Annotated in this window: 25 protein-coding genes; 18 read left to right on the plus strand and 7 right to left on the minus strand. The window is 71.7% G+C overall.

Going from position 1 to position 25,887, the window contains the following annotated elements:
• Positions 1-6: 6 nt before the first annotated feature.
• A complete protein-coding gene (locus FHU40_RS07910) occupies positions 7-1,263 on the minus strand; it encodes an MFS transporter (protein ID WP_221199529.1) in 1,257 nt (418 codons plus the stop codon).
• A gap of 55 nt (positions 1,264-1,318) precedes the next feature.
• Between FHU40_RS07910 and FHU40_RS07915 the strand changes: the two genes are divergently transcribed.
• Entirely contained in the window at positions 1,319-2,302 is a 984-nt protein-coding gene (locus FHU40_RS07915) for an ArsR/SmtB family transcription factor (RefSeq protein ID WP_183591670.1), read from the plus strand.
• Here FHU40_RS07915 and FHU40_RS07920 read toward each other — a convergent pair.
• A complete protein-coding gene (locus tag FHU40_RS07920) occupies positions 2,280-4,271 on the minus strand; it encodes a DUF255 domain-containing protein (RefSeq protein ID WP_183591671.1) in 1,992 nt (663 codons plus the stop codon). The genes FHU40_RS07915 and FHU40_RS07920 overlap by 23 nt on opposite strands.
• A 95-nt stretch (positions 4,272-4,366) precedes the next feature.
• Complete coding sequence (locus FHU40_RS07925; protein WP_183591672.1) at positions 4,367-5,647, minus strand: IS30 family transposase; 1,281 nt, start codon at positions 5,645-5,647, stop codon at positions 4,367-4,369.
• Positions 5,648-5,822: 175 nt separating this feature from the next.
• Between FHU40_RS07925 and FHU40_RS07930 the strand changes: the two genes are divergently transcribed.
• Complete coding sequence (locus FHU40_RS07930) at positions 5,823-6,596, plus strand: IclR family transcriptional regulator (RefSeq protein ID WP_183591673.1); 774 nt, start codon at positions 5,823-5,825, stop codon at positions 6,594-6,596.
• Here FHU40_RS07930 and FHU40_RS07935 read toward each other — a convergent pair.
• Positions 6,589-7,956, minus strand: coding sequence for an amidase (locus tag FHU40_RS07935; RefSeq protein ID WP_183591674.1), 1,368 nt, complete (start codon positions 7,954-7,956; stop codon positions 6,589-6,591). The two genes, FHU40_RS07930 and FHU40_RS07935, sit on opposite strands and share 8 nt — an antisense overlap.
• 293 nt (positions 7,957-8,249) lie before the next feature.
• On the opposite strand from FHU40_RS07935, the gene FHU40_RS07940 reads away from it, so the two are divergent.
• The 9 genes from FHU40_RS07940 to FHU40_RS07980 all read left to right on the plus strand — a co-directional run bounded on the left by FHU40_RS07940 (position 8,250) and on the right by FHU40_RS07980 (position 17,974).
• A complete protein-coding gene (locus tag FHU40_RS07940; RefSeq protein ID WP_183591675.1) occupies positions 8,250-9,134 on the plus strand; it encodes a branched-chain amino acid ABC transporter permease in 885 nt (294 codons plus the stop codon).
• Positions 9,131-10,150 carry a branched-chain amino acid ABC transporter permease gene (locus FHU40_RS07945; protein ID WP_183591676.1) on the plus strand — a complete coding sequence of 340 codons (1,020 nt, stop codon included), beginning with the start codon at positions 9,131-9,133 and terminating at the stop codon, positions 10,148-10,150. The genes FHU40_RS07940 and FHU40_RS07945 overlap by 4 nt, the downstream gene beginning before the upstream one ends.
• Complete coding sequence (locus FHU40_RS07950) at positions 10,147-10,896, plus strand: ABC transporter ATP-binding protein (protein WP_183591677.1); 750 nt, start codon at positions 10,147-10,149, stop codon at positions 10,894-10,896. Before FHU40_RS07945 ends, FHU40_RS07950 begins: the two co-directional genes overlap by 4 nt.
• Entirely contained in the window at positions 10,893-11,615 is a 723-nt protein-coding gene (locus FHU40_RS07955) for an ABC transporter ATP-binding protein (protein WP_183591678.1), read from the plus strand. The genes FHU40_RS07950 and FHU40_RS07955 overlap by 4 nt, the downstream gene beginning before the upstream one ends.
• Positions 11,616-11,684: 69 nt before the next feature.
• On the plus strand, positions 11,685-12,908 hold the full coding sequence (locus FHU40_RS07960; RefSeq protein WP_183591679.1) for an ABC transporter substrate-binding protein: 1,224 nt from the start codon (positions 11,685-11,687) through the stop codon (positions 12,906-12,908).
• Between the two features lie 83 nt (positions 12,909-12,991).
• Complete coding sequence (locus tag FHU40_RS07965; RefSeq protein WP_183591680.1) at positions 12,992-14,191, plus strand: CaiB/BaiF CoA transferase family protein; 1,200 nt, start codon at positions 12,992-12,994, stop codon at positions 14,189-14,191.
• A complete protein-coding gene (locus tag FHU40_RS07970) occupies positions 14,188-15,000 on the plus strand; it encodes a cyclase family protein (protein WP_183591681.1) in 813 nt (270 codons plus the stop codon). Before FHU40_RS07965 ends, FHU40_RS07970 begins: the two co-directional genes overlap by 4 nt.
• The gene (locus FHU40_RS07975; RefSeq protein ID WP_183591682.1) at positions 14,997-16,490 is read left to right on the plus strand and encodes an MmgE/PrpD family protein; all 1,494 of its coding nucleotides are present in this window, start codon (positions 14,997-14,999) and stop codon (positions 16,488-16,490) included. Before FHU40_RS07970 ends, FHU40_RS07975 begins: the two co-directional genes overlap by 4 nt.
• A gap of 11 nt (positions 16,491-16,501) precedes the next feature.
• Positions 16,502-17,974 (plus strand): dihydroorotase, encoded by a 1,473-nt coding sequence (locus FHU40_RS07980; protein ID WP_183591683.1) that lies wholly within the window; start codon positions 16,502-16,504, stop codon positions 17,972-17,974.
• A gap of 157 nt (positions 17,975-18,131) precedes the next feature.
• Here the strand turns inward: FHU40_RS07980 and FHU40_RS07985 are convergent, their stop codons facing one another.
• Positions 18,132-18,977, minus strand: coding sequence for an HpcH/HpaI aldolase/citrate lyase family protein (locus tag FHU40_RS07985; protein ID WP_183591684.1), 846 nt, complete (start codon positions 18,975-18,977; stop codon positions 18,132-18,134).
• Positions 18,978-19,083: 106 nt separating this feature from the next.
• On the opposite strand from FHU40_RS07985, the gene FHU40_RS07990 reads away from it, so the two are divergent.
• Complete coding sequence (locus tag FHU40_RS07990) at positions 19,084-20,490, plus strand: FAD-dependent oxidoreductase (protein WP_183591685.1); 1,407 nt, start codon at positions 19,084-19,086, stop codon at positions 20,488-20,490.
• Between the two features lie 10 nt (positions 20,491-20,500).
• On the opposite strand, the gene FHU40_RS07995 is transcribed toward FHU40_RS07990, so the two are convergent.
• Complete coding sequence (locus tag FHU40_RS07995; protein ID WP_183591686.1) at positions 20,501-20,968, minus strand: deaminase; 468 nt, start codon at positions 20,966-20,968, stop codon at positions 20,501-20,503.
• Positions 20,969-21,237: 269 nt separating this feature from the next.
• Here FHU40_RS07995 and FHU40_RS08000 point away from each other — a divergent pair.
• From FHU40_RS08000 to FHU40_RS29375, 6 genes are all read left to right on the plus strand, one after another.
• Positions 21,238-22,150, plus strand: a protein-coding gene (locus FHU40_RS08000) for an IS5 family transposase (protein WP_425490146.1) whose coding sequence is annotated in 2 segments (ribosomal slippage) — positions 21,238-21,578 and positions 21,577-22,150 — 915 coding nt in all. Because the reading frame shifts where the segments join, the coding sequence is not laid out codon by codon here.
• 386 nt (positions 22,151-22,536) lie between these two features.
• Entirely contained in the window at positions 22,537-23,883 is a 1,347-nt protein-coding gene (gdhA, locus tag FHU40_RS08005; protein WP_183591687.1) for an NADP-specific glutamate dehydrogenase, read from the plus strand.
• A gap of 103 nt (positions 23,884-23,986) precedes the next feature.
• Positions 23,987-24,142: a hypothetical protein gene (locus FHU40_RS08010; RefSeq protein WP_183591688.1), complete on the plus strand. Its 156-nt coding sequence runs from the start codon at positions 23,987-23,989 to the stop codon at positions 24,140-24,142.
• 84 nt (positions 24,143-24,226) lie between these two features.
• Positions 24,227-24,544 carry a TraR/DksA C4-type zinc finger protein gene (locus tag FHU40_RS08015; RefSeq protein ID WP_183591689.1) on the plus strand — a complete coding sequence of 106 codons (318 nt, stop codon included), beginning with the start codon at positions 24,227-24,229 and terminating at the stop codon, positions 24,542-24,544.
• Positions 24,545-24,609: 65 nt separating this feature from the next.
• Positions 24,610-25,035, plus strand: a complete 426-nt coding sequence (locus tag FHU40_RS08020) for a TraR/DksA C4-type zinc finger protein (protein ID WP_183591690.1) — start codon at positions 24,610-24,612, stop codon at positions 25,033-25,035.
• Between the two features lie 21 nt (positions 25,036-25,056).
• Positions 25,057-25,371, plus strand: a complete 315-nt coding sequence (locus FHU40_RS29375; protein WP_183591691.1) for a TraR/DksA family transcriptional regulator — start codon at positions 25,057-25,059, stop codon at positions 25,369-25,371.
• On the opposite strand, the gene FHU40_RS29380 is transcribed toward FHU40_RS29375, so the two are convergent.
• Complete coding sequence (locus FHU40_RS29380; RefSeq protein WP_183591692.1) at positions 25,309-25,851, minus strand: MarR family transcriptional regulator; 543 nt, start codon at positions 25,849-25,851, stop codon at positions 25,309-25,311. The genes FHU40_RS29375 and FHU40_RS29380 overlap by 63 nt on opposite strands.
• Positions 25,852-25,887 lie beyond the last annotated feature (36 nt).

Genomic DNA, 25,887 nt, shown 5'->3' on the forward strand with positions numbered 1-25,887 from the left:
CCGGGCTCAGGCCACCAGCTCGACCTGCGGCGTACGACGGGCGGCGGCCGCGCGGGACACCGCGGCCACGCCCACCCCAGCGAGTGCGAACAGCGCCGCGAGGAACGCCCAGCCCGGCAGCCCGTGGTCGACCGCGGTCGCCGTGACCAACGCGGGCGCGACCATGCCCGCGACGGAGTAGCCGGTCTGGGAGAGCCCCTGGTAGCGCCCCGCGCTGGCGGGATCGGCGAGCTCGAAGGCCAGACCCCAGGCGCCGGCCTCGCACCAGACCTCGGCCCACGAGCCGAGCGCCTCGGCGAGCAGGAGGAGCACCACGGCCAGCACGGCCCCGGTGCTGCCGGCCGCGGCGTAGAGCAGGCAGCCCCCGGCGAGCAGCAGGCTGCCGCGGCGTACCGTGCGACCGGCCACCGCCACGTCGTGGGTGCCCCGCGCCGCGCGGACCTGGAAGAGCGCGACGATGACGGTGTTGAGCACCAGCAGCACCGACACGACCACGGCGGGCGCCTCGGTGCGCGTCACGATCCACAGTGGGACGCCGACGGAGGTCATGCCGAACTGCATCGCGACGATCGAGTTGAGCCCGACCACGGTCAGGTACGTGCGGTCGCGCAGCGGTGACGGGCCGACGACGCGGTCGACCGCGAGGTGCGCGTCCATCTGCGCGCCGAAGCCCTCGGCCCGGCCGCGCAGGCCGGTCAGCGGCACCGTCGCGGCGAGCGCGATGACGCCGACGGCGACCATCGTCAGCTGGTACGCCGCGGCGGTGTCGACGAGCAGGGCGGCGCCCGCGAGCACGGTCCCGATGCCGATGAACACGTTGGTGATCACGCGCAGCCGGGCCCGGATCTCGACCCGCTCCGCACCCGTGAACCAGCGCGCCTGGACCGTCGCCTTGGCCGTTCCCTGCAGGCTGCGGCTGCCGACGGCGACACAGGCGACGAGCACGAAGGTCAGCGCGCTGTCGGCGGCCACGTAGGCCAGCAACGCCAGGCCCTGCACGGCGTTCGCCCCGAGCTGGAGCCGGTCGGCGCCGATCCGGTCGGCGGCGTACCCACCCAGGAAGGACATCAGCACGCCGACCGCGCCCGCGATCGTCAGGCCGACGCCGACCGTGGTCGCGGCCAGCCCGATCACCCGGGTGAAGTAGAGGGCGCTGACGCTGTAGAACAGGCCGGTCGCAAGCGAGGCGGCGATGGTGGCGGAGGTCAGGGCCCGTTCGACGGGATCGGTCGGGAGCAACAGGCGGCGGAGACGGTCGAGCACGGCAGAGTTCTCTCACGCAATGCGCGGCGCCACCATTGATGTAGCGTTGTGCTTCATGGTCGGGCGGATCGAGTACGAGCTGGCCGGTGCCGACCTCGGCGAGGTGCGGTTCGCCCTCTCCCCGATGAACGAGCTCACGCTCTCGCTGCGCACCTGGCGCGAGCCGGGCCGCTACCCCCTCCAGCTGCCTTGGCTCCACCTCACCCAGGCCGCCCGGGCCGAGCTCGACGGCGAGATGCTGCTCGCGCTCACCAACGACAGCCTCTGGACCCCGGACTTCCTGACCCCGCGGCCGTGGACGCCGCTCACCCGCTTCGACGACGAGCTGGCCGCGCTCGCGCAGACGCCGCTCGACGTGGTCCGTGACGACATCGCCGAGGTGCACCCCGACCCGGCGACCCGGCCGGCCGTGCTCACCGGCCGCCGCGACCGGGTGCTGCGGCGCATCACGACCGCGCTCGCGGCGTACTGGACCGCCTGCTTCGAGCCCTGGTGGCCGCGGATGCGGGCGGTGCTCGAGGCGGACATCGTCTTCCGCGGCCGCACCATCGCTCGCGAGGGGCTGGCGGCGATGTTCGCCGGCCTCTCGCCTCGGATCCGGCTGGTCGACGACGTGCTGCACGTCCACTTGAGCTCGAAGGTCGGCTTCCGGCGCAGCACCGCCGGAGAGGGGCTGACCCTCGCGCCGTCGCTGTTCACCCGCAACGCCACGGCGCCGATCTCGGCCGAGGAGCCACCGCTGATCCTGTACGGCGCCCGCGGCGCCGGCACCCTCTGGGAGAGCGAGCGCCCCGCGGCGCCGCGGGCCCTGGCCGGGCTGGTCGGCGAGGTCCGCGCGCGGCTGCTCGCGGTGCTCGACTCCCCCGCGTCGTCGACCGAGCTCGCGATCCGGCTCGGCGTGACCACGAGCGCGGTCAACCAGCACCTGCGCGCGATGCGCGACGCCGGGCTGCTCAGCTCGGCGCGGCACGGGCGCTCGGTGCTCTACCTGCGCTCCGGGCTCGGCGACGAGCTGGTCAGCGCCGCAGCGCCGCGCTGAGGTCGCCGGGCGCGGTCACCGGTCGCTCGCACACGAAGTTGCGGCAGACGTACGCCGCGGGTCGTCCGTCGACCGGGCCCCGGCCGGCCAGCAGCGGGATCTCGTCGCTCGCCGCACCGGCGACGACCACGACCGCCCCGGCGTGCCTGCGGGCCAGCCGCTCCAGCTCGTCGCGCTCGTCGGACTCCGCTCCGACGATCGCGACCTCCAGCGGCCCGCCCGTCATCGCGACCGCCGCGGCCAGGGACCAGCCGGCGAACCGGGGTGCCTTCTCGGCGATCACCGCCACGGTCGCCAGCGCCGCCTCGGCGGCGTCGCGATGCCGGCCCGAGCCGGTGACCGCGGCGTACGTCGACAGCGCGTCGACCATCGCCGACAGCCCCGAGGGCGAGGCGTTGTCGGAGGGGTCGCGCGGGCGCGCCACCAGGGCCTCGGCGTCGTCCGCGGTGTCGAAGAAGCCGCCGTCGTCGGCGCGGAAGTGCTCGAGGGCGACGTCGAGCACGGCCCCGGCACGCTCCAGCCAGACCGCGTCGCCGGTCACCTGGAGCAGGTCGAGGAAGCCGGCCGCCACGCAGCCGTGGTCCTCCAGCACCCCGGCCGGCGCGCCGACGACGCCGTCGCGGGAGACCCGGCGGAGCCGTCCGTCGACGACGTGCACCCGCCACAGCAGCTCGCCCGCCTGCCGGGCGGCCTCGACGTACTCCGGCAGCCCGATCAGCCGGCCGGCTCGGCAGAGCCCGCTGATCGCGAGCGCGTTCCACGCCGCGACCACCTTGTCGTCGCGCGCGGGCCGCTCCCGCAGGTCGCGCGCCTCGCGCAGCCGGCGCTGCACGTCGAACCACCGGGGCAGCTCCTCGACCGGAGGGTCCGTCCGCAGCTGAAGGACCGAGGTGCCGCGCTCGAAGGTGCCGGCCTCCGTCACCTCCAGCAGGTCCGCCGCCCACGGGCCGTCGTCCGGCCCGAGCACCGCGGTGAGCTCGCCCGGCGTCCAGACGTAGTAGGTGCCCTCCTCCCCCTCGGAGTCCGCGTCGAGCGCCGACGCGAAGCCGCCTTCGGCGGTGCGGAGCTCGCGGAGCAGGAAGGCGCCGATCCCCTCGGCGGCCCAGACGCCCTCGGCGGTGCCCCACTCGGCGTACACCCGCAGCAGCAGGGCGTTGTCGTAGAGCATCTTCTCGAAGTGCGGCACCACCCAGTCGCGGTCGACGGAGTAGCGCGCGAAGCCGCCGCCGAGCTGGTCGTGGATGCCCCCGCGCGCCATCGCCTCGAGCGTCGCGTCGAGCATCCGCCGGGCCTCGGTCTGCGCACCGTCGCCGCCGGAGATCCGCAGCAGGTACTCCAGCACCATCGACGGCGGGAACTTGGGCGCGTTGCCGAACCCCGCCGACTGCTGGTCGAACTCACGGGCCAGCGTGATCACCGCGCGCTCCAGCAGCTCCGGCCACTCCTGCTCCGCCCCACCCGTCACGAGGCTCTGCGAGGCCAAGTGCTCGCGCAGCGTCCCGGCGACCCGCGCGACCTCGTCACCCCTGTTGACCCAGGCGTCGGCCAGCGCCTCCAGCACCTGCCGGAACGACGGCTGCCCGTGCCGCGGCCGGTCCGGGAAGTAGGTGCCCGCGAAGAACGGGTTGCCGTCGTGGTCGAGCACGCACGTCATCGGCCAGCCACCCTGACCGGTCATCGACGTGGTCGCCTGCATGTACACCGCGTCGACGTCCGGCCGCTCCTCGCGGTCGACCTTGATGCTCACGAAGTGCTCGTTGAGGTATGCCGCCGTCGCCTCGTCCTCGAACGACTCGTGGGCCATCACGTGGCACCAGTGGCACGCGGCGTACCCGACGCTCAGCAGCACCGGCACGTTGCGGCGCCGCGCCTCCTCGAACGCATCGGGTCCCCACTCCCACCAGTCGACGGGGTTGTCCGCGTGCTGGAGCAGGTAGGGGCTGGTCGCGGACGCCAAGCGGTTGGACACACACGCCACGCTAGCCGCTCCGTCGTGGGCGACTCACGCACCTGACGTATCTGCTCCGAATCCGCGGTGAGGTCAATCGGTCGTAGCAACGTGGTTCATGCTGCTGTCGGTTCGGTGAGCAGCTGGTTCAGCATCTCAGCTGGGGTCTTGAGGTCCAGGGTGGGACGGGGGCGGGCGTTGAGGGTGGCGGCGATCTGGCGCAGGTCGTTGGCGGTGAATCGGGACAGGTCGGTGCCCTTGGTCAACCAGTGCCGCAGCAGCCGGTTGGTGTTCTCGTTCGTGCCGCGTTGCCAGGGCGAGTGTGGGTCGCAGAAGTAGATCGGCATCGCGAGGTCGAGCTGGATCTTGTCGTAGCGGGCTAGCTCGGTGCCGCGGTCCCAGGTCAGCGATCGGCGCAGGTGCTCGGGCAGTTGGCGCATCTCCCGGATCATGGCCTGCGCGACGGCTTCGGCGTCGTGGCGCCCGGGCAGGTGCAGCAGGATCGTGAACCGGGTCTGGCGCTCGACCAGGGTGCCGACCGCGACGCCGCCGGCGGTCCCCATCACCAGGTCGCCTTCCCAGTGGCCGGGCACGGCCCGGTCAGCGACCTCGGGTGGGCGCTGGCTGATCTTGAACGCCTCCTTGTAGGGGCTGTTGGCCCGCCTCGCGCCGGTGCGGGGGTGACGGCGGGACCGGCTGGTCGACAGCCGGCGGTAGAGGTCCTTGCGCAGCGATCCGCGGGTCTGGACGTAGAGCGCCTGGTAGATCGTCTCGTGGGACACGCGCTCCATGATCATGTGTGGGTAGTCCCGCCTGAGGATCATCGCGATCAGCTTCGGCGACCAGCCATCGTCCATCCACGCCTCGATCTGCCGACACAGCCGGAGATTGGCCACCAGCCGGAACTCCTTGGGCCGTCGTCGCCGCTGGTGCGCGGCAGCATGTGCCAAGCCACCGTGGTAGCTGCCGTCGGGACCACTGTTGCGGGCAATCTCGCGGCTGATCACCGACTTGTCCCGATCGATCAGATCCCCGATCTGAGCCAGCGTGATCTGCTCGCCCGCAGCCCGCCGCCGCAGACACACCGCGATCACCGCCCGGTCCTCACTGGTCAACGGCCGCCGCCCGGGCCGATCACCCACAACGACCGACCCCGCAGACCCCGCAGACCCCGTGGGCGGCGCAGACCCCGTGGGCGGCGCGTCGGATCGAGCCACGGGCAACCCGCCACGTCTGGTCTGAACCAATCTCAACATCACCGGAGCAGACTGCCGCCACCACTCCCACGCCGACTGCTTCGCCACGCCCGCCTCCACGGCAGCAGCCGAGAGCGACCAACCCTCGGCCACCCGATCAAAGAACCTGACCCGCACCTCGCCCGGCACACCTCGGCCCATCTCACAACACCCTCCAGATCGGTGTTGCTTCGACCGATTGAATCCACCCGCGGATCCGCGACACTGAGGTCAGGTACGACAGAGCCTGGCGAAGGCGTCAAGCTCACCCGCAAGCACCCGGTTTCTCCTGTAACCTTGTTCCGATCACTGGAACAATTGCCTGAAGGGGATGCGAGTGGCCGCGATCGAGAGTCAAACCCAGGCCGGTGCGGTTCGTCGCGCCGCGGGCGTCCTGGCCCTGTTCACTGACTCCCCGTCGCCCACGCTCGGCATCACCGAGATCGCGCAGGCGATGGGGCTGTCCAAGGCGGTGGTCCACCGACTGGTGACCTCGCTTCGGGAGTCTGGCCTGATCGAGGCCGACCCCGCCTCCCGGCGCTACCGGCTCGGGCCGATGGCGCTCGCCCTGGGCCTGGCCTACCTGGCCCACGTCGACCTGCGCGAGCGGGCCCATCCGGTGCTCGAGCGCCTGAGCGCGCTGACGCACGAGACCGCCACGCTCTCACTTCGCCAGCACTGGCACCGGGTCTACATCGACCAGGTCAACCCGCCCAGCGAGGTGCGGATGACGGTTCCGATCGGACGGCCGTTCCCCCTCCATGCCGGCGCCTCGTCCAAGGCGTTCCTGGCCTTTCTCAACAAGGAGGACCAGGATGCCTTCTTCGCGACCCAGCCACGTGAGGCACTGACGGCGAACACGACCACCGACGAGGCGACGCTGCGCAAGGATCTCGATCGGATCGTCCGTCGCGGGTACGCCCGCTCCAGCGGCGAGCGTCTGGCCGACGCCCACTCCGTCGCCGCCCCCGTCCTGGATCATCGCGGCGAGGTCGTCGGCGTCATCTCCGTGTGCGGCCCGACCGAGCGGTTCGCCTCGTCGTGGGAGCAGGCGGCCGAGCACTTGCTGACCGGCACTCGAGACCTGTCCCGCCAACTCGGCTTCAGGTAGTCACCGAGGCCGAACCCGGCCATGGCACCGGCGTGAGACGGGTCTCGATCCTCGACCCGACGGCGATGAGCTCGGCTTCGCGGTGCGCGCCACCGATCAGCTGAACACCGACCGGGAGGCCCCCGGCCAACCCCGTAGGCACGCTCATGGCTGGAAGTCCGGTCAGGCTCGCGGCTGCCGTGTACCGGCACATCGAGGTCTCCATCGGCTCCACCGTTCCATCGGGCCATCTGATACCGGGATCGGCGGCGACCGGCGCGCGGTACGGCGTGCCCGGCGTCAGCAGCACGTCCACGTCCGTCAGCAGGCGGGCCAGCTCGGCTTGAAGCGCACGTCGCGCTTCGCCGGCCGCCAGGTATCGCACGGCGGGGAAGTCCAAGCCGGAGCGGAGGATGTCCCGCAGCGCGGGGTCATAGGCGGGTTCACCACCCTCCGCGCGGAGGAACCGCTCGTGCCAGTGGCTGCCTTCGGGCAGCATGAAGTCGAAGCCCAGTCGAACATGGGCGTCGAGGTCCCCGAGCGCGACCTCCCGCACCTCGTGGTCGGCCGCCAGCAGGTCGGCGCTGGCGCGCATGGCCGCGGCCTGCTCGGGCTCGACGGCACCCAACGAGCTCTCCACGAGCACGCCGATCCTCAGCCGTTCGCGCACGGGGACGGGCGGAGGCAGGTCGGGGCGTCGGACGGCCGCGAACGCCGCCCCCGCGTCCGGCACGGTCCGAGTGAGAACGCCCACGCAGTCGAGGGTCGTGGCCAGCGGCAGGACCCCGACCGTCGACACGGCACCGAGGGTGGGCTTCAGCCCGACGACCCCGCACATGGTCGCAGGCATGCGCACCGATCCGAGGGTGTCAGTGCCCAGGGCCCACATCGCAGTGCCCGCCGCTACCGCCGCCGCGGAGCCGCCACTGGAGCCACCCGCCGTTCGCGCGGGATCCCAGGGGTTGTTGGTCTGCGGCGTGCGGACGCCGAAGGCGAACTCGTGCGTGTGCGCCTTCCCGAGCATCAGCCCGCCGCACGCCTGCACCTGCCGCACGCACTCCGCGTCTCGCTCCGGGCGACGGCCGGCAAGCACCCGCGAGCCCGCTTCGGTCGGCAGGGCGGACGTGTCGATCATGTCCTTCACCCCGAACGGGATGCCGTGGAGCGGGCTCGCGGCGGAGGCCAGGCTCGACTGCAGCTCCCGCGCCCGGAGCGCCAGATCGGCAGGATCAGCCAGGCTTGCCCAGGCGTGTACGGCGGGCTCCGTGTGCTCCAGCCGGGACCACGTGGCATCCAACAGGTCTTGGATCGACATCTCGCCGGAGCGCAGCGAGTCAGCGGTCTCAAGCAGGGAGAGGTCAAGGGGCGTGGCGCCGGGCATTCGCACTCCTCACATCGAGGTCTTCAAGGCAACCCTCCCGGTCGCCAGGCCCACGGCCCCGGGGCGGTCCATCTCGGAGTCGGGACAGGCATCCGAGGCGGACAGATGCTAGCCGAGCGGACTCAAGATCCGGCAACAGGTTCACGGCAACGTCGTTCCGCTCCGACAAACACTCCGCGGCGCTCGAACTCCAGAACAGCGCATTTCCGGTCAATTGCTTGACAGCGACTGTTCCTCTCGGTGAGTGTTGAGAGGAACCATGTACCGCTAACCGGAACACTGTCGGAGGCAACTTGATCACCACCTTGCTGACCGGGCTCGCCGCCGGCTCACTGATCTTCGTGGTCTCGAGTGGCCTCACCCTGGTGCTGGGTGTGCTCCGGATCGTGAACTTCGCCCACGGCGGGCTGTTCCTGATCGGTGCCTACTTCGCCTACCAGTTCCAGGGCGGCGCCGCGCACAACCCGGCCTCCTTCGCCCTGCTGGTGGTGGCCGCCGGTCTCGCCACCGCGGTGATCGGTGTGCTGGTGGAGCGGTTCCTGCTCCGGCCCTTCTACGACCACTCCGCCGAGTCCATGCTGCTCGCGACGTACGCCGTGCTGCTCACCATGCAAGGCGCCGTGCAGATGATCTGGGGAAGCAGTCAGCACACCCAGCCGCGACCCGAGGGCCTGGGCGGAGCTCTCACCCTGGGCGACACGGTGATTCCCCGCTATGACCTGATGCTCATCGTGGTCGGGCTGCTCATCTTCGGCGGGCTGCAGTGGCTGATCTACGGCACCGGGTTCGGTCGCCAGGTGATCGCCGTCGCGGAGGACCGATACATGGCCTCACTCCTCGGCATCGACATCTCCCGGATCTTCATGGCCACCTTCGCCGTCGCGATCTTCCTCGCCGGCGTCGGCGGCGCGCTGGCGGCGCCGACCCTGAGCATGACGCCCAACCTCGCGACGACGTTCATCCTCTACTCCTTCGCCGTGGTGATCATCGGTGGCTTCGGCAGCATCAGCGGCTCGCTGATCGCCAGCCTGCTGCTCGGCGTACTCGCCAGCTTCCTGGGCACGCACGCGCCGGAGCTCGCCGACTTCGCCCTGTACCTCCCGATGCTGCTGATCCTGTTCTTCCGTCCCGAGGGCCTGCGCGGTCGTGGCGCCGGCCGTGAGGTGGTCATCGCATGAGAGCCCTATTGGGGAAGGCCGTCGCAGCGAGGCGCGCGCTGGCCCTGGCCGCGCTGGGCGTGCTGTTCGTGGTCGTGTACCCGCAGCTCGCCACCGCCGGCCAGCTCTCCTTCGCCAACACCGTGGTGATCGCGGTGGTCTTCGCCACCAGCACGAACCTGCTGTTCGGCCAGGCGGGCATTCCCTCGTTCGGCCAGGCCGGGTTCTTCGGCGCCGGCGCGTACGCCGCCGCGCTGGCCGCGCACGAAGGTCTTCCCGTGATCCTGTGCCTGCTGATCGGGATCCTGGCCGGCGCACTGGTGGGGGTGGTGGCCGCCGCGGTCGCGTGGCGCAGCGCTGGGCTCGCGTTCTCGATGCTCACCCTGGCTTTCGCCCAGTCGCTCTACACCATCGCGATCCGCACGGACGCCCTCGGCGGCTACAACGGGCTCGCCGGGTTCCCCTTCAGCCGGGTGCTGGGCATCGAGCTGTCCGACCCGGGATACGTCTGGTACTTCGTGGCCGTCTTCGCCGCTGTGATCGTCGCAGGCTTCTGGCAGGTGTCCCGCTCCCCCTTCGGTCAGATCCTGCGCGCACTGCGCGACGACCCCGTCCGCACGCTGTTCCTGGGCATCAACGTCCGGGCCTACCGGACCCTGGCGTTCGTCCTCGCCGCGGCCGGCGCCGGAGCCGCCGGCGCCCTCTCCGCCTACGTCAACCAGGTGGTCACCCCGGACTCGCTGTACTGGACCGCCTCAGCGGTACCGGTGATGATGCTCGTCCTCGGCGGCATGGGCCACTTCGCCGGCCCGGCCATCGGCGCCCTGCTCTACGCCGTGCTCGAGCACTACCTCTCGGCGTGGACCACGTCCTACATCTTCTTCCTCGGCATCCTCGTCTACCTGGTGCTGGCCCTGCTGCCCGACGGGGTCGTCTCCCTGCCGCGCACGGTCCGCTACTGGATCAGGCGGGGCGGGGGCGACCCGCCGAAACCCGACGAGGTCGAACTGCGCGAGACGGAAGGTGCGGCCCGATGAGCCTGGAGATCGAACTGCGCTCGGTCACCAAGCGGTTCGGCGGCAACGCGGCGCTCGACGGCGTGGACCTGCACGTCCCGGCGGGTCAGATCCACGCCGTGATCGGACCCAACGGCGCGGGCAAGAGCACCCTCTTCGGCGCGGTCGCCGGCGAGCTCCCGCTCGACACCGGCACTGTGCTCCTCGACGGTCGGGACGTGACCGGCGCCAGCCCCCAGCGCCGCGTGCGGCTCGGGATCGGGCGGGCCTTCCAGGTCGCCCGGCTGTTCCCGACCCTCAGCGTGCGCGACAACATCGTCGCCGCCGTGCTGTCCCGACAGGGCAAGTCGCTCGTGTTCTGGTCCGCCCGTGCGGTCCGAGCCGCGCGGGTCGAGGCGGAGCACCTGCTCGACGAGCTGCGCCTCGGCGACCTGACCACTCGACTGGCCGGTTCGCTCTCCCAGGGTGACCGGAAGCGCTTGGAGATCGCCATGGTCCTGGCGTTGTCGTCGCGGGTGCTGCTGCTGGACGAGCCGACCGCCGGGATGTCGCCCGAGGAGACCGAGGCGACGGTCCACCTGGTCCGGCAGCTCTGGGCGGAGCGCGAGCTCACCGTGCTGATCACCGAGCACGACATGGACGTCGTCTTCGGTCTCGCGCAGGCGGTGACCGTCATGTACCGCGGCAGTGTGCTCTGCACCGGTGACCCGGAGACGGTCCGTGCCCGGCCGGACGTGGCCGACGTCTACCTCGGAGGAGTCGAATGAGCGAGCCGGTTTCCGACCGACTGACGGTGTCCGGGCTCGATGCCTGGTACGGCACCGCCCATGTCCTCTTCGGACTGGATCTCACCGTCGAAGGCGGACGCACCCTGGCCGTGCTCGGCCGCAACGGCGCGGGCAAGACCACGCTGCTGCGCAGCATCGCCCGGGGGATGGTGACCACCACCGGAGAGGTGCGGCACGGGTCACACCGTCTGGATCGGATGCGCCCGGACCAGGCCGCGCGCTCCGGCGTGCAGCTGGTCCCGGAGGACCGGCGGATCCTGACGTCGCTGAGTGTCGAGGAGAATCTGCTGCTGGGCCATCGAGCGTGCGGCGGGCGAGAGAAGCGCAGCGTCGCCGAGATGGTCGAGATGTTCCCGTTGCTCGAGAATCTGCTGAGCCGGCGAGGCTTCGCGCTCAGTGGCGGGGAGCAGCAGCTCGTCGCGATCGCCCGCGCGATGATGGCCAGTCCGACGCTTCTGTTGCTGGACGAGCCGTCCGAGGGCCTCGCGCCCCGGATCGTCCAGGAGGTCGGCGAGGGGCTGCGCGCCATCAAGGAGCGGTACGCCGTGACGGTCGTCCTGGCCGAGCAGAACGTCAACTTCGCGATGCAGAACGTCGATGACGTGTGCGTGATCGACGACGGGCGAATCGCCTTCCAGGGAGGAGGTGCGGAGTTCCAGGCGCGACCGGAGATCCGTGATCGCTACCTCAAGGTCTAGCGCGAGCCGGTCGGCCCGGCGAAGCGAACCAGTCCCTGTCACACCACTCTCGGCAGAGGAAGTAGAACAATGCTGAAATCAACGAAGATGCTGTCGCTCGTGGCGGTCGCAGCACTCATGACCACCGCCGGATGCAGCAGCAAGGCCTCGCGAGACGCGGAGAAGGCCGAGAGCTCCGGGCCCATCAAGGTCGGTCTGGTCGCTGTCATGTCCGGACCGTTGGCGGAGATCGGGGAGTCGCACAAACGCGGCGCCGAGCTCGCCGTGCAGCAGATCAACGCCGAGGGCGGCATCGACGGTCGGGAGATCGAGCTCGTCATCAAGGACGAGAAGGGCGACCCGAACACCTCGGTCCAGATGGCGCGTGAGCTGCTCAGTGACGGCGTCAAGCTGATCGCCGGCTACACGCTCGATCCCGACTGCCTCGCCGCCTCACCGATCATCTCCGACGGCGGCGGAGTGCTGGTGGGCCTGAGCTGCCAGGGCGACGCACTGACACAGGACAGCCTGACCGACAACTACTTCCAGCTGGCGCCGAGCAACACCATGCTCGCCAATGCGACCGCTGACGTCGCCGAGGCCACGGGTCTGGAGACCTGGCAGGGAATCGGGCCGGACTACGACTTCGGCCGCGAGGTCTGGACCCGGTTCGCGGACGCGCTGGGCGAGGACAAGACCGGGAAGGACGTCTACGTCCCGCTGGACGCCACCCAGGTCGCGCCGTACATCAACTCGCTGCTCTCCGCGCTCCCCGACGACAGTGCGAAGAACACCGGCCTGTTCATGTCGACCTTCTCGGCGACCACGATCGGCCTCGTCAAGCAGGGTGAGCCCTACGACTTCTTCGGTCGCTACGGCGAGGTCATCAACCTCGGCGGCTCGACGCCGACCGCCGAGGCGCTCGGCGCCGACACCCCGCCGATGACCTTCGTCTACGACTACTTCGACGAGGCGTACGACAACGACGTCAACACCGCCTTCGTCGACGGCTACCGCGAGGCCCACTCGAAGCGGCCCAACGCCTGGTCGTACGAGGGCTACGCCGCGATCCTCGCGATCAAGGCGGGAATCGAGGCGGCCGGCAGCGCCGACGCCGACAAGGTCGCCGACGCGCTTCCCGGGATGAGCTTCAGCGGCCCCAAGGGCACCTTCGAGTTCCGCGCCGAGGACCACCTCCTGATGTCGCCGGTCACCGCCTGGAAGGTCAAGGGGGACGCCTCGCAGGACGAGGGCTTCGCCGTGCTGAACAGCCGCGCCATCCCGGCCGAGGACGTCGCGCCGGCCGTGGAGTGATCGTCGAGGGGTCCGGCCTCCCGGCGGCCGGACCCCTCCACTCTCCCGCTTCACCCGTCCCAGGACTTCAGAAAGGCTGTCTCATGGTCACCGAGCGCATGCCGCTCGATGGGCTCCGTGTCGTCGACGTCTCCACCATCCTCGCCGGCCCCCTCTGCTGCCAGATCCTCGGCGACTTCGGCGCCGACGTGATCAAGGTGGAGCACCCCAAGCGGGCCGACGGCATGCGCGGACACGGCCCGAGCAAGGACGGCGTTCCGCTGTGGTGGAAGGAGATCGGCCGCAACAAGCGCACCGTCGCCGTCGACCTCAAGTCCGAGGCAGGGACGGAGGTCCTCAAGCGCCTGGCTGCCACCGCCGACGTCCTGGTGGAGAACTTCCGGCCCGGTGTGCTCGAGCGCTGGGGCCTGGGCCCGGAGGTGCTGCACGAGATCAACCCGGGCCTGGTCCTGGTGCGCGTCACGGGGTTCGGACAGTCCGGCCCCTACGCACACCGGGCCGGCTTCGGCACCCTGGCCGAGGCGATGAGCGGGTTCGCCGACCTCACGGGACAGCCCGACGGCCCGCCCACACTGCCCGCGTTCGGCCTGGCCGACAGCATCTGCGGCATCGCGGCCTCGTCCGCCGTCCTGATGGCCCTGCGGCACCGCGACGCCACCGGCGAGGGCCAGGTCGTCGACCTGAGCATCCTGGAGCCGATCATGGCCGCGGTCGGGCCGGGGCCCACCGTCTACCAGCAGCTGGGCCACCTGGAGCAGCGACGTGGCAACCGGTCGGCCAACAACGCGCCCCGCAACACCTACCGGACCCGGGACGGCTCCTGGGTCGCGGTGTCCACCAGCGCCCAGAGCATCGCCGAGCGGGTGCTCACCCTGGTGGGCCACCCCGAGGTCATCGCCGAGCCCTGGTTCGCCACCGGGCACGGCCGGGCGGCGCACGTCGACCTCCTCGACGGCTACGTCGGCGACTGGATCGCCGAGCGCGACCGGAGCGAGGTGCTGGCCGCCTTCGAGGAGGCCGGCGCCGCGATCGCCGCGGTCTACAACGCCCGCGACCTCGTTGAGGACCCGCACGTGCGTGAGACGCAGATGCTCACGGAGGTCCCGGACGACGATCTGGGCGACGTGCTGCAGCACAACGTGATGTGGCGGATGCAGAAGTCGCCCGGTCGGATCCGATTCACCGGCCGAGCCCACGGCGCCGACACCGACGAGGTACTGGCCGAGCTCGGCTTCGACGATCAGCAGATACGTGAGATGAGAGAGAGCGAGGCCGTCAAGTGAGTGACCCGCTGCTGCACCTGGTGCAGGCAGGAGTCAGGTATGTCGATCTGGGGCGCCAGCTACGCACCGGGATGCCGCAGTCGCCGAACCACCCGGCGTTCCACCACTCGCTCCCTCGCCGACACGGCGACATGGAGCGGGCCGACGGCGGCAGCGCCGCCAACGACATGATCAGCACCGGCACCCACGTCGGCACCCACATCGACGCCCTCGCCCACGTCTCGCAGGACGGGCGACTCCACGGCGGCGCCGACGCGCGCGAGGCGGGCCTGGGCGGACGGTTCGACGAGCTGGGCGTGCACACGATCGCCCCCATGCTCCGGCGCGGCGTGCTCCTGGACATCCCCGGTCTCCTGGGGATCGAGCGCTGTGCGGACGGCTACGAGATCACGGTTGCGGACTTGGAGGCGGCGGCCGCGCGCCGCGGCCTCGAGGTCGGCGCGGGCGACGTGGTGCTCGTCCGCAGCGGCTGGGGTCAGCGCTTCGCTGAGGGTGCACCGTACGTCGGATTGGACAGCGGCGTCCCCGGCATCGGCGAGGCGGGCGCACACTGGCTGGCCGACCGCGGGGTGCACGCCGCCGGCGCCGACACCATCGCCTTCGAGCGCCTGGCCCCTGGGGGCGGACACGCGACGCTGCCCGCACACCGGGTGCTGCTCGTCGAGCACGGCGTCTACATCATCGAGGCGCTCGACCTGGAGGAGCTGGCCCGGGAGGACCGGCACGAGTTCACGCTGGTGCTGATCCCGCTCAACATCTACGGCGCCACCGGCTCCCCCGTCCGTCCGCTGGCGGTGTTCGCACAGTGAGCGACGACCGGACCCTCGTGGAGCAGCTGGCCGAGTTCGCGGCCGGTGTCGAGACCGCCACGCTCCCGGCCGGCGTGGTCGACAGCGTCAAGGCACGCGTGATGGACACGCTCGGCATCGCGGTGGCCGCCGCCAACCTCGACACCAGCGTCGCGGCCCGCCGCTGGGCGGTCGCCCAGCGCGCGGCCGGGCCCGCCGACGCGGTCGGCGTACCGACCCCACTGCCGGCCAACCTGGCCGCGTTCGTCAACGGCGTGCTCGCGCACTCCCTCGACTTCGACGACACCCACCTCCCCTCCGTCCTGCACCCGAGCGCCACGGTGGTGCCCGCTGCCCTGGCGGCGGCCCAGCGGGTCGGCGCGGACGGAGCGGCCTTGATCCGCGCGATCGCGGTGGGGCTGGAGGTGTGCGTCCGGCTCGGAATGGCCGGGTACGACGAGGAGGCGGGCAACTCCACCTTCTTCGAGCACGGCCAGCACGCCACCTCGATCTGCGGCGCGATGGGCGGCGCGGCGGCCGCGGCCATGCTCACGGGGGGAGCCGCCGAGGTCCGGCACGCGCTGGGCATCGCCGGCTCCATGGCGTCGGGCATCATCGAGGCCAACCGCACCGGCGGCACGGTGAAGCGGCTGCACTGCGGCTGGGCCGCGCACGCCGCGGTCTCCGCGGCCGAGCTCGCCGAGCTCGGCGTCACCGGTCCCCCGACCGTGCTGGAGGGCCGCTTCGGGTTCTTCCAGGCCTGGCTGCACGGCCGCTTCGATCCCGACGCGGTCACCCGCGGGCTGGGCGAGGAGTGGGCGGTCCCCGACATCTTCTTCAAGCCCTACCCGGCGAACCACTTCACGCACGCGGCCGTGGACGCCGGGCGGGCGCTGAAGGCACGGGGCGTGACCCCCGAGCTCGTGCGACGCCTGGTCCTCGGCGTACCGGCCCCCAACCTGCGCACGATCGGCGACCCGATCGAGGTCAAGCGTGCGCCCGAGACCGGCTACATGGCCCAGTTCAGCGGGCCGTACGCCGTCGCGGTGGGCCTGCTCGGCGGCGGTGGCCTGGGCGCCGCGTTGGAGGACTACACCGACGACCTGGCACGCGACCCGCAGCGCCGGGCGCTGATGGCCAAGGTCGACGTGGTGGCCGACGAGCGCTGCACGGCGATCTTCCCCCGCCAGTTCCCGGCCGTGCTCACCGCCGAGCTGACCGACGGGAGCGTCGTGGTGGAGGAGGTGCTCAGCAACCGCGGCGGTCCGCAGCGACCGCTGTCGTTCGCGGAGCTGACGACCAAGTTCGAGGCCAACACCCGCCGCGGGCTGTCACCCGACCAGGTCCGCGACCTCGCCGGGCTCTGCCAGCGCCTCGAGACCTGCACAGACCTGCACGATCTGACCGGGCCGCTTGCCGGAGTCGACGCCGAGCGGACGCTCGGTCCGTCCGACCCCGCACGGCGCGCAGCCACCGATGACCCCGGGGACGCCGCGGCGTCCCGCAGCTGAGGAGAACCTCCATGACCGACTTCGATCTCGTCATCTCGAACGCCACCGTCGTCCGCGCGGGCCAGAGCTCCCCGGAGCGGCTCGACATCGCCGTCAAGGACGGACGGTTCGCGCTCGTCGAGCCGGACATCGATCCGGCGCGGGCGGCCCGCACGCTCGACGCGCGCGGCCGGCACCTGTTCCCCGGCGTGGTGGACGTCCACCAGCACTGGGGCATCTACAACCCGCTGAGCACCGACGCGGACACCGAGAGCCAGGCCGCCGCCCAGGGTGGCGTGACCTCGGGCATCACCTACATCCGCACCGGCGCCTACTACCTGAACCGCACCGGCCCGTACCGCAAGGTCTTCCCGGAGATCCTGGACGCAGTGGAGGGACGGTCCTACGTGGACTACGCCTTCCACGTCGCGCCGATCCTGCGCGAGCACATCGACGAGATCCCGATGCTCATCGAGGACTTCGGCGTGGCCTCGTTCAAGGTCTTCATGTTCTACGGCAGCCACGGGCTGCACGGACGCTCCAGCGACCAGGGCTCATTCCTGATGCTGCCGGAGGGCGAGGCCTACGACCTGGCCCACTTCGAGTTCGTGATGCGCGGGATCGAGGCGGCCCGGCAGGACCCGCGCTTCGCCGCCGACCGCGACCACATCTCGCTGTCCCTGCACTGCGAGACGGCCGAGATCATGCGCGCCTACACCCGGCTGGTCGAGGAGGACGGCACCCTGACCGGGCTCGAGGCCTACTCCGCGTCCCGTCCGCCGCACTCGGAGGGGCTGGCGATCGCCATCGCCTCCTACCTCGCCCATGAGACCGAACTGCCCAACATCAACCTGCTCCACCTCACCAGCCGCAAGGCGATGGAGTCGGCGATGCTGATGCAGCAGACCTTCCCCCACATCGCCTTCCGCCGCGAGGTCACCGTCGGGCACCTGCTCGCCGACTTCCACACCGCCGCGCCCGGAGGCAAGGTCAACCCACCGCTGCGCTCGCGCGAGGACGTCGAGGCGCTGTGGGAGCACGTGCTCGCCGGCGACGTGGACTGGGTCTGCTCCGACCACGCCTGCTGCCGCGACGAGGCGAAGTTCGGCGACCCCCGCGAGGACGTCTTCCTGGCCAAGTCGGGCTTCGGCGGCGCGGAGTACCTGCTGCCCGGAATGATCAGCGAGGGCCGCAAGCGCGGCCTGTCCTACAACCGGATCGCCGAGCTGGTCGCGCGCAACCCGGCGCAGCGCTACGGCCTGTCGCACAAGGGAGACGTGGCGGTCGGATACGACGCCGACTTCTGCCTGGTCGACGACGACGTCGAGTACGTCGTGCGTGCCGAGGACTCGCTCTCCACCCAGGAGTACACGCCCTTCGAGGGCTTCACCCTGACCGCCCGCGTGACCGACACCTACCTGCGCGGCGAGGCCGTGCTCACCGACGGCGCGATGACCGGGGCGCCGCGCGGGCGGTACCAGCGCCGCGCGGGCCGCGCCGACTAGATGAGTAATTCCAAGGGATCGTGCAAGCGAGCGGCGCTCAGCGCCGCGCTGGCCAGGCGCCGGCGCGACGACAGACTGGATGTCTCTCGAGCGCTGGCAACGCAGCCAGCGTGGATGCTGAGCGTCGCGTAACGTGCGAGACCTTGGAATTAGTTATCTAGTGCGACGGCTGCCGGGAGAGGGTGCGCCGGGCCTGGCGGACGACGGCGGCGTCGATCAGCCGGCCCTCGCCGTCGACGGCCACCCCCTGCCCGGCCTCCTCGAAGCGGGCGACGACCTCGGCGGCCGAGGCCAGCTCCTCGGCCGTCGGGGTCAGCACCCGGTGGATCACCGCGACCTGTCCGGGGTGGATCGCGGTGCGGGATCCGAACCCGAGCTCGTGCAGCAGCCTGGTGGTGTCCGCGAACTCGTCCAGCTCGCGGAACCGGGTCGAGGTCGGGGCGATCGGGGCTCTCAGCCCCGCGGCCGCGCACTGCACCACTACCTGGGTGCGCAGGGCGTCGATCGCCTCGGCGGTCCGCTCGGAGGCGACGATCCCGAGGTCGGCCAGCAGGTCCACCTCCCCGATGCCCAGGGTGAGCAGGCGCGGGTGCCGGACCAGCTGCGCCAGGGCGGCGTAGGTCGCTGCGGACTCGACCAGGCCCACGACGCTCGTCCCGGAGGCCGCGGCCCCGATGCCGCGCAGGATCGCGTCGGCCTGGTCGAGCGCCGCGAGCGAGACCTTCGCCAGCACCACCCCGGCGGCGCCGGACTCCGCGACCGGGCGCAGGTCCTCGGCGAGACTCGTCGGGTCCAGACGCACCCACCAGCGGTCCGGCTCCTCGACCGTGGGCAGCCAGGCCGTCACCTCGGCGCGCGCCGCGGCCCGGCCGGCGACCGGCACCGCGTCCTCGAGGTCCAGGATGACGGCGTCGGCGTCGCCCGCCTGGGCCTTGGCGAACAGGTCCGGTCGGTCGCCGGGAACGTACAGGAACGACCGAGGGAAGGCGGGGACGTGTCGCATCGGGACTCCTCGGCGGGAACGCGTGTTCCGGTCAGCGGTATGCAGGTCCGCTCAGCGTACCTTTCGGCGAGGCCGACCGCCCACCTCGCTCCCGAAGGGGGACGTCATGGATGAGCCTCGGGTCGAGGACGCCGACGACGAGCGGGTCGACCTCGTGGTGGCCGGCGCGGGAGGCGGCCTGGTCGCCGCGCTGCGGGCGGCCGAGCTGGGGCTCTCGGTCCTGGTCGTGGACCGGAGCGAGCACTTCGCGCTCGGCAACAACACGTCGATGTCGACGGCGATGATCCCCGGCGCCGGCAGCCGCTGGCAGCGGGCGGCCGGCGTCGCGGACGACGCCGGCCGGTTCCTGGACGACGTCCGCCGCAAGACCGGCGGCTCCGCCGACCCGAGGGTCGCCGCGACGCTGGCCGGGGTGAGCGCGCGGCTGGTGGAGTGGCTGGCCGACCACGCGGGCCTGGACCTGGACCTGGTCACCGACTTCGACTACCCCGGCCACTCGGTGTGGCGCTGCCACACGGTCCCCGACCGCAGCGGGCGCACGATGCTGGCCGCGCTCCTCGCCGCGGTCCGACGCCGCCCGGAGATCGACCTGATGGCGCCCGCCGAGCTCGTGGACGTCGAGCACGACGGGCGGCTGCGCGGCGTGACGCTGCGCACCCCCCACGGCACGGAGTCCGTGCCCGCCCGGGCGCTGCTGCTGGCCACGAACGGCTTCGCCGGCGACCCGGACCTGGTGCGCCGGCACCTGCCGGAGATGGCCGGCGCGCTCTACCACGGCAGCGAGGGGTCCACGGGCGACGCCCTGCGGCTGGGCGGCGCGCTCGGGGCGGCGGTGGCGCAGCTCGACGCCTACCAGGGCCATGCCGCCGTCGCGATGCCCGGCGCGACGCTCGCCGGCTGGGCCACGGTGATGCACGGCGGCTTCCTCGTCGACCGGGCGGGCGCCAGGTTCGGCGACGAGACGACGGGCTACTCCGAGTACGCCAGCGTGGTGCTGGACCGGGCCGGCGGCGAGGCCTGGATCGTCGTGGATCGGCGGATCCACGAGGCCTGCCTGGCATTCCGCGACTACCAGGAGACCGTCGCGACCGGCGCGGTCCGGTGGGGCGACTCTCCCGCCGAGCTCGCCGAGCGGACCGGGATCGACCCGCAGGGGCTGGCCGCCACGGTCGCCGAGACCGGCCTGGTCGCGCGCGGCGAGCGCCCCGACCGCTTCGGCCGCACCCACTGGGAGGCGCCACTCGCCGGCGCGCTGGCCGCGATCTCGGTCCGGCCCGCCCTCTTCCACACCCAGGGCGGCCTCTCGATCGACGAGCATGCGCGGGTGCTGCGGCCCGACGGCGGCCCGGTGGCCGGCGTGTACGCCGCCGGCGGAGCGGCGGTCGGCATGTCCGGCGCCGGGGCCGGGGGCTACCTCGCCGGCAACGGGCTGCTCGCCGCCCTGGGCCTCTCGCTGCTGGCCGCAGAGCATGCCGCCGGCACGGCCGGCGAGGGCGGCGCCGACCCGGACTGAGGGGCGCCGGTCAGGGCTGGGCGGTCGCCCACGAGGAAATCGGCTGCGCCGCCTCGGGCACGTCGCCCTGCCGGGCGTACCCGCCGGCGGCGGCGGTCCAGGCCGCGTGCAGCCGCAAGGACTCCTCGGAGAAGGGCCAGCCGGCGACGGCCGCCTCGGCGGACGAGACCGCGAACACCATCGCCGCGACGCCGACGGCCTTGGCGAGCGCCTGGCACATCACGCAGGGCTCACCGCTGGCGTAGACCACGGCATCGTCGAGTCGCAGCGTGCCGCGCTCCCGGCATGCCGCGCGGATCGCCTCGGCCTCGGCGTGTGCGACCGGGTCACCGCTCGACGTCGTGGTGTTCACGCCCTCGGCGAGGACCTGGCCGTCGAGCACGACCAGCGCGCCGAAGGGCCGGCCGCCGCCGCGTACGTTCGCCGCGGCGAGCTCGACCGCGCGGCGCAGGAGGAGGTGCTCGGTGTCGGTGTTCACGGGGCCGCAGCCTAGATGACTAACTCCAAGGGATCGTGCAAGCGAGCGGCGCTCAGCGCCGCGCCGGCAAGGCGCCGATGCGTCGGCAGACTGGACGTCTTTCAAGCGTCGGCAACGCCGCCGGAGCGGATGATGAGCGTCGCGCAGCGTGCGAGGCCTTGGAATTAGTCATCTAGTGGTCGTCGCTGGAAGTTCCTCGGGGGTGGCCGGTGATGGCCGCTAGGGCGTGTCTGCTAATTCGGGGCGGTTGGGTGGGTGATTGTTGACCCATGTCGCGTGTCGAGGTGTTGAGCGATGCTCAGTGGTCCCGTATCGAGCCGATGATGCCCTCCTCCGAGGGTCGTCGTGGTCGACCGTGGCGCGATCACCGGCAGGTGGTCGAAGGGATCATCTACCGCTACCGGACCGGGGTCGCGTGGCGTGACTTGCCGGGCTCGTTCGGGCCGTGGCAGACGGTGTGGGAGCGGCATCAGGCGTTCTCCCGGGACGGCACCTGGGACCGGATCCATGCCCAGCTGATCGCCGAGGCGGACGCGGCGGGCGAGGTCGACTGGACCGTGTCGGTGGACGCCACGATCAACCGGGCCCACCAGCACGCCACCACGCTGTCGCGCGAGGAGCGGCCTGCCGGCCTCACAGGGGGCTGAGTCGAACTACAAGAACTCCGCCGCGGCCCCGGCTCACGAGCCTCCCGATCATGCGATCGGCCGTTCCCGGGGCGGGTTGTCGACCAAGGTCCACCAGCTCGTCGACGGCCGCAAGCGACCGCTGGTGATCGGTCTGACCGCGGGCCAGGCCGGCGATGCCCCGATGCTCAAGTTCTTGCTGGCCGACCTCGCGGTCAAACGAATCGGACCCGGCCGGCCGCGCACCCGACCCGACCGTCTGCTCGGAGACAAGGCCTACTCCTCGCGCGCCAACCGCGCCCTGCTGCGCAGCAAGCGGGTCCGAACAGTCATCCCGCAGCGAGACGACGAGATCGGCAACCGCATCCGTCGTGGCTCAGCAGGAGGACGACCACCCTCGTTCGACCCCGTCATCTACAAACGGCGCAACGTGGTCGAGCGGTCCTTCAACGACCACAAGCAATGGCGCGGGATCGCGACCCGCTACGACAAGCACGCCACGACCTACCGCGGCGGCGTCGTCCTCAGCGCCATCCTCATCTGGCTTCGCGAATAACCAGACACTCCCTAGTGCCGTGCGGTCGTTGCCGGGCCCTCCGGTCGCGGTCGCAGACGTCCCGGCAGCTCCTTGTGCAGAAGCCCATCGTGACACTGTCGTGCTCCTCGATCGGTACCGCTCGGCCGGCGCCGCCACGACGTGATCAGCGGCGGCGGGCCGTGCCGTCGAGACCGAGTGCTGCGAGACCTTCTTCCCGGCCGACCCGGCCGACAGCGGCTGTGATCGGGGCCCTGTCTCTCGCCGGGCCGCGCGCCGCGCCGCACACATCACACCGCTGACCGTGAGACCCGGCAGGTCTGACGCCCGGTGACCGCCTAGGATTCGCGAGGTCAAGGGCCTTCGGCGTTGCAGGCTCCGGAACGAACCGATCGCAAGGAGCACCCGTGTCCGTCCTCGACGAGAAGCTGCAAGACGTCTACGACGAGCTGCTGCGCCGCAACCCCGGCGAGCGCGAGTTCCACCAGGCGGCACACGAGGTGCTCGACTCGCTCGGCCCGGTCATCGCCAAGCACCCCCAGTACGTCGACGCCGCGATCATCCCGCGGCTGTGCGAGCCCGAGCGGCAGATCATCTTCCGCGTGCCGTGGGTCGACGACCGCGGCGACGTGCAGATCAACCGCGGCTTCCGCGTGGAGTTCAACTCCGCCCTCGGGCCGTACAAGGGCGGGCTGCGCTTCCACCCCTCGGTCAACCTCGGCATCGTGAAGTTCCTCGGCTTCGAGCAGATCTTCAAGAACTCCCTGACCGGGCTGCCGATCGGCGGCGGCAAGGGCGGCTCCGACTTCGACCCGAAGGGTCGCTCGGACCACGAGATCATGCGGTTCTGCCAGTCGTTCATGACCGAGCTCTACCGGCACATCGGCGAGTACACCGACGTGCCGGCCGGCGACATCGGCGTCGGCGGACGCGAGATCGGCTACCTGTTCGGCCAGTACAAGCGGATCACGAACCGCTACGAGTCCGGCGTGCTGACCGGCAAGGGCCTGACCTGGGGCGGCTCGCAGGTCCGCACCGAGGCCACCGGTTACGGCACCGTCTTCTTCGTCGACGAGATCCTCAAGACCCGCGGCGAGAGCCTGGACGGGAAGACCGCCGTGGTCTCCGGGTCCGGCAACGTCGCGATCTACGCCATCGAGAAGCTGCAGCGGCTGGGCGCGGTCGTCGTCGCCTGCTCCGACTCCACCGGCTACGTCCACGACGAGAAGGGCATCGACCTCGACCTCCTGAAGGAGATCAAGGAGGGGCGCCGGGCCCGCATCTCCGCCTACGCGGAGGAGCGCGCGGGCGCCGACTACGTCGAGGGCCGGTCGATCTGGAACGTCCCCTGCGACATCGCGCTGCCGTGCGCGACGCAGAACGAACTGAACGGCACCGACGCCACCGCCCTGGTGCGCAACGGCTGCTCGGTGGTCGCCGAGGGCGCGAACATGCCCTGCACCCCCGAGGCGGTGCGCCGCTTCAGCGAGGCCGGCATCGCGTTCGCGCCGGGCAAGGCGGCGAACGCCGGCGGCGTGGCCACCAGCGCCCTGGAGATGCAGCAGAACGCCTCGCGCGACTCGTGGTCCTTCGACTACACCGAGCGTCGTCTCGCCGACATCATGCGCAAGATCCACGACCGCTGCCTGGCGACCGCCGACGAGTACGGCCAGCCCGGCAACTACCTCGCCGGCGCCAACATCGCCGGCTTCACCCAGGTCGCCGACGCGATGCTCGCGCTCGGCGTCATCTGATCACCGGCCGGTCGACTCCGACCAGCCGGGCCGAGCACCGGGGGTCCCCAGGGGTGCCGCCTTCCGCGGCGCATTCCTCGACCCCCGGTGCTATGGTCCGAACATGGCACCCATCCGCAAGGCGCACACGACGACGGCCGGTCCGTCGCACGTGCCCTCCGGTGCCGCCCTGCTCGCTCTCGAGCTGAGTGAGATCGCCCGCGGCATGCGCGGTCTCGACATCCTCCGCCGGAGCGTCGATCGCGCTCCGCCCGCCTGACCTGTCGCTCATCCCACCCCCGGCACGCGGACTCGTCCCGACGAGTTCGCGGCTTTTGCTTATCCGGACGACAGGACAGGACCAATGCGTGCTTCCACTCGGCTCGCCGCACACCCGAACGACCAGCTCAGCCAGCAGAGCATCGAGCACCTCACCGCCCTCCTCACCGAGGCGGCGCGGGCCCGTCGGGCCCAGCTGAAGGACCTCCCCCAGGACTCCAGCCCGGTCGCCACGATGCACCGGACCAGCGTCACGCGGATCCTCGACTCGATCATCGCCGCCCAGGAACGGCTCGAGGCCGGCACCTACGGCCTCTGCTCCCGCTGTGAGCAGTACATCGACGACCGGTCGCTGGAGCTGCGGCCGTGGACGACGATCTGCGACCGCTGCATCCGCCGCTGAGCCCGGCTCGACGGCACCATCCACACCACCCCACCGGGATCGACGTTCGACCCCTGGAGGCCTTCATGACCCAGCAACTCGCCGCCCCCGCTCCCGCCGGGCGGTTCGCCGCACGGACCACTCGTACCGCCGACGCCACGCGTGAGCAGGCGGCCGCCTTCGCGGTGCTCCAGCCACCGAGGGGCTCCTCGCTGACCCGCTTCGACGACACCGTCGCCCTGCCGACCGACACCCCGCGACGACTGGAGGAGATCCTCCGCGCGCTCGGCCGCGCGTTGCGCCGGATGCCTCCGCTGGCCGAGCTCAGCCACCGCTCGCTGGCCCGCCAGGCCCAGCTGCAGCGCGTTGCACGCGAGGCCGCGCAGGCCCGCGCGCGTCTGGCGGCGGGCACCTACGGCACCTGCACCGACTGCTCCGGACCGATCTCGCTCTCGGCCCTGCGCGAGAAGCCCTGGACGCCACGGTGCGTCTACTGCGCGCTCGACATCTAGCCACCTCATCAGGAGGACCACGTGAACACGCCCACTCCCACCGCCACCACGGACTCGCTCACCACCGCGACCCTGGCCCAGCTCGGCCAGGCCCTCGGCGAGGCCGCCGCCAACCGGCTCGACCAGATCGAGCGGCTCCCCCTCGCGGAGGACGACCAGGTCGCCGCCGTCCAGCGCTCCGCGCTCCGACAGACGCTGGGCGAGATCACCGCCGCCCAGCAGCGGATCGCTGACGGCACCTTCGGACGCTGTACGTCGTGCGGTGAGCCGATCTCACTGGAGCGCCTCGAGTTCCGGCCGTGGTCGGCCACCTGCGTCGCCTGCGCCGGTCGCTGAGCGGCCGAGTGACGGCCACTCGTCCTGGCCGGTCTCCTGCGCCGCCTCGTTGAACCCACGGAGCGCGGCGACCACGACGGCGGTGTCCTCCGGAGACATCCGGTCGACGACGCGGCGGACGTCGGCGCGCCGCCGCTCGGTGACCGCGTCCAGCAGCTGACGCCCGGGGCCGGAGACCTCGACGCGCACCACCCGACCGTCGTCGGGCGAGCGCCGCCGCGACAGCAGGCCGAGACGCTGCAGGCGGTCGCAGTGCCGGCTCGCGTTGGACGGGTTCACCCCCAGGCGTTCGGCGATCTCGCCGACGCTCTGGGGACCGTGCGCCGCCAGGAGCACCAGCAGGCGGTGCTGGGCGACGGTGACATCGGTGGGCGCGGCCCCGATCGAGTGCACGGCGATGCCGACCAGCGCCCGACTGGCTGTCAGGAGCTCCTCGACGAGCTCCTCGACCGGCTCGCCGGCCGCCGTTCCGTCCCGCACCCCACCGCCCTCGTCCCGTGGCCCACCGAAACCTCG

The organism is Nocardioides soli (genome assembly GCF_014191495.1).
GTDB lineage: Bacteria > Actinomycetota > Actinomycetes > Propionibacteriales > Nocardioidaceae > Nocardioides > Nocardioides soli.

Coding starts and splice junctions, on each gene's coding strand:
- FHU40_RS07915 (WP_183591670.1), top strand. CDS start 1,319: ATGGTCGGGCGGATCGAGTACGAGCTGGCCGGTGCCGACCTCGGCGAG.
- FHU40_RS07925 (WP_183591672.1), bottom strand. CDS start 5,647: ATGGGCCGAGGTGTGCCGGGCGAGGTGCGGGTCAGGTTCTTTGATCGG.
- FHU40_RS07935 (WP_183591674.1), bottom strand. CDS start 7,956: ATGCCCGGCGCCACGCCCCTTGACCTCTCCCTGCTTGAGACCGCTGAC.
- FHU40_RS07945 (WP_183591676.1), top strand. CDS start 9,131: ATGAGAGCCCTATTGGGGAAGGCCGTCGCAGCGAGGCGCGCGCTGGCC.
- FHU40_RS07950 (WP_183591677.1), top strand. CDS start 10,147: ATGAGCCTGGAGATCGAACTGCGCTCGGTCACCAAGCGGTTCGGCGGC.
- FHU40_RS07955 (WP_183591678.1), top strand. CDS start 10,893: ATGAGCGAGCCGGTTTCCGACCGACTGACGGTGTCCGGGCTCGATGCC.
- FHU40_RS07960 (WP_183591679.1), top strand. CDS start 11,685: ATGCTGAAATCAACGAAGATGCTGTCGCTCGTGGCGGTCGCAGCACTC.
- FHU40_RS07965 (WP_183591680.1), top strand. CDS start 12,992: ATGGTCACCGAGCGCATGCCGCTCGATGGGCTCCGTGTCGTCGACGTC.
- FHU40_RS07980 (WP_183591683.1), top strand. CDS start 16,502: ATGACCGACTTCGATCTCGTCATCTCGAACGCCACCGTCGTCCGCGCG.
- FHU40_RS07985 (WP_183591684.1), bottom strand. CDS start 18,977: ATGCGACACGTCCCCGCCTTCCCTCGGTCGTTCCTGTACGTTCCCGGC.
- FHU40_RS07990 (WP_183591685.1), top strand. CDS start 19,084: ATGGATGAGCCTCGGGTCGAGGACGCCGACGACGAGCGGGTCGACCTC.
- FHU40_RS08010 (WP_183591688.1), top strand. CDS start 23,987: ATGGCACCCATCCGCAAGGCGCACACGACGACGGCCGGTCCGTCGCAC.
- FHU40_RS08015 (WP_183591689.1), top strand. CDS start 24,227: ATGCGTGCTTCCACTCGGCTCGCCGCACACCCGAACGACCAGCTCAGC.
- FHU40_RS08020 (WP_183591690.1), top strand. CDS start 24,610: ATGACCCAGCAACTCGCCGCCCCCGCTCCCGCCGGGCGGTTCGCCGCA.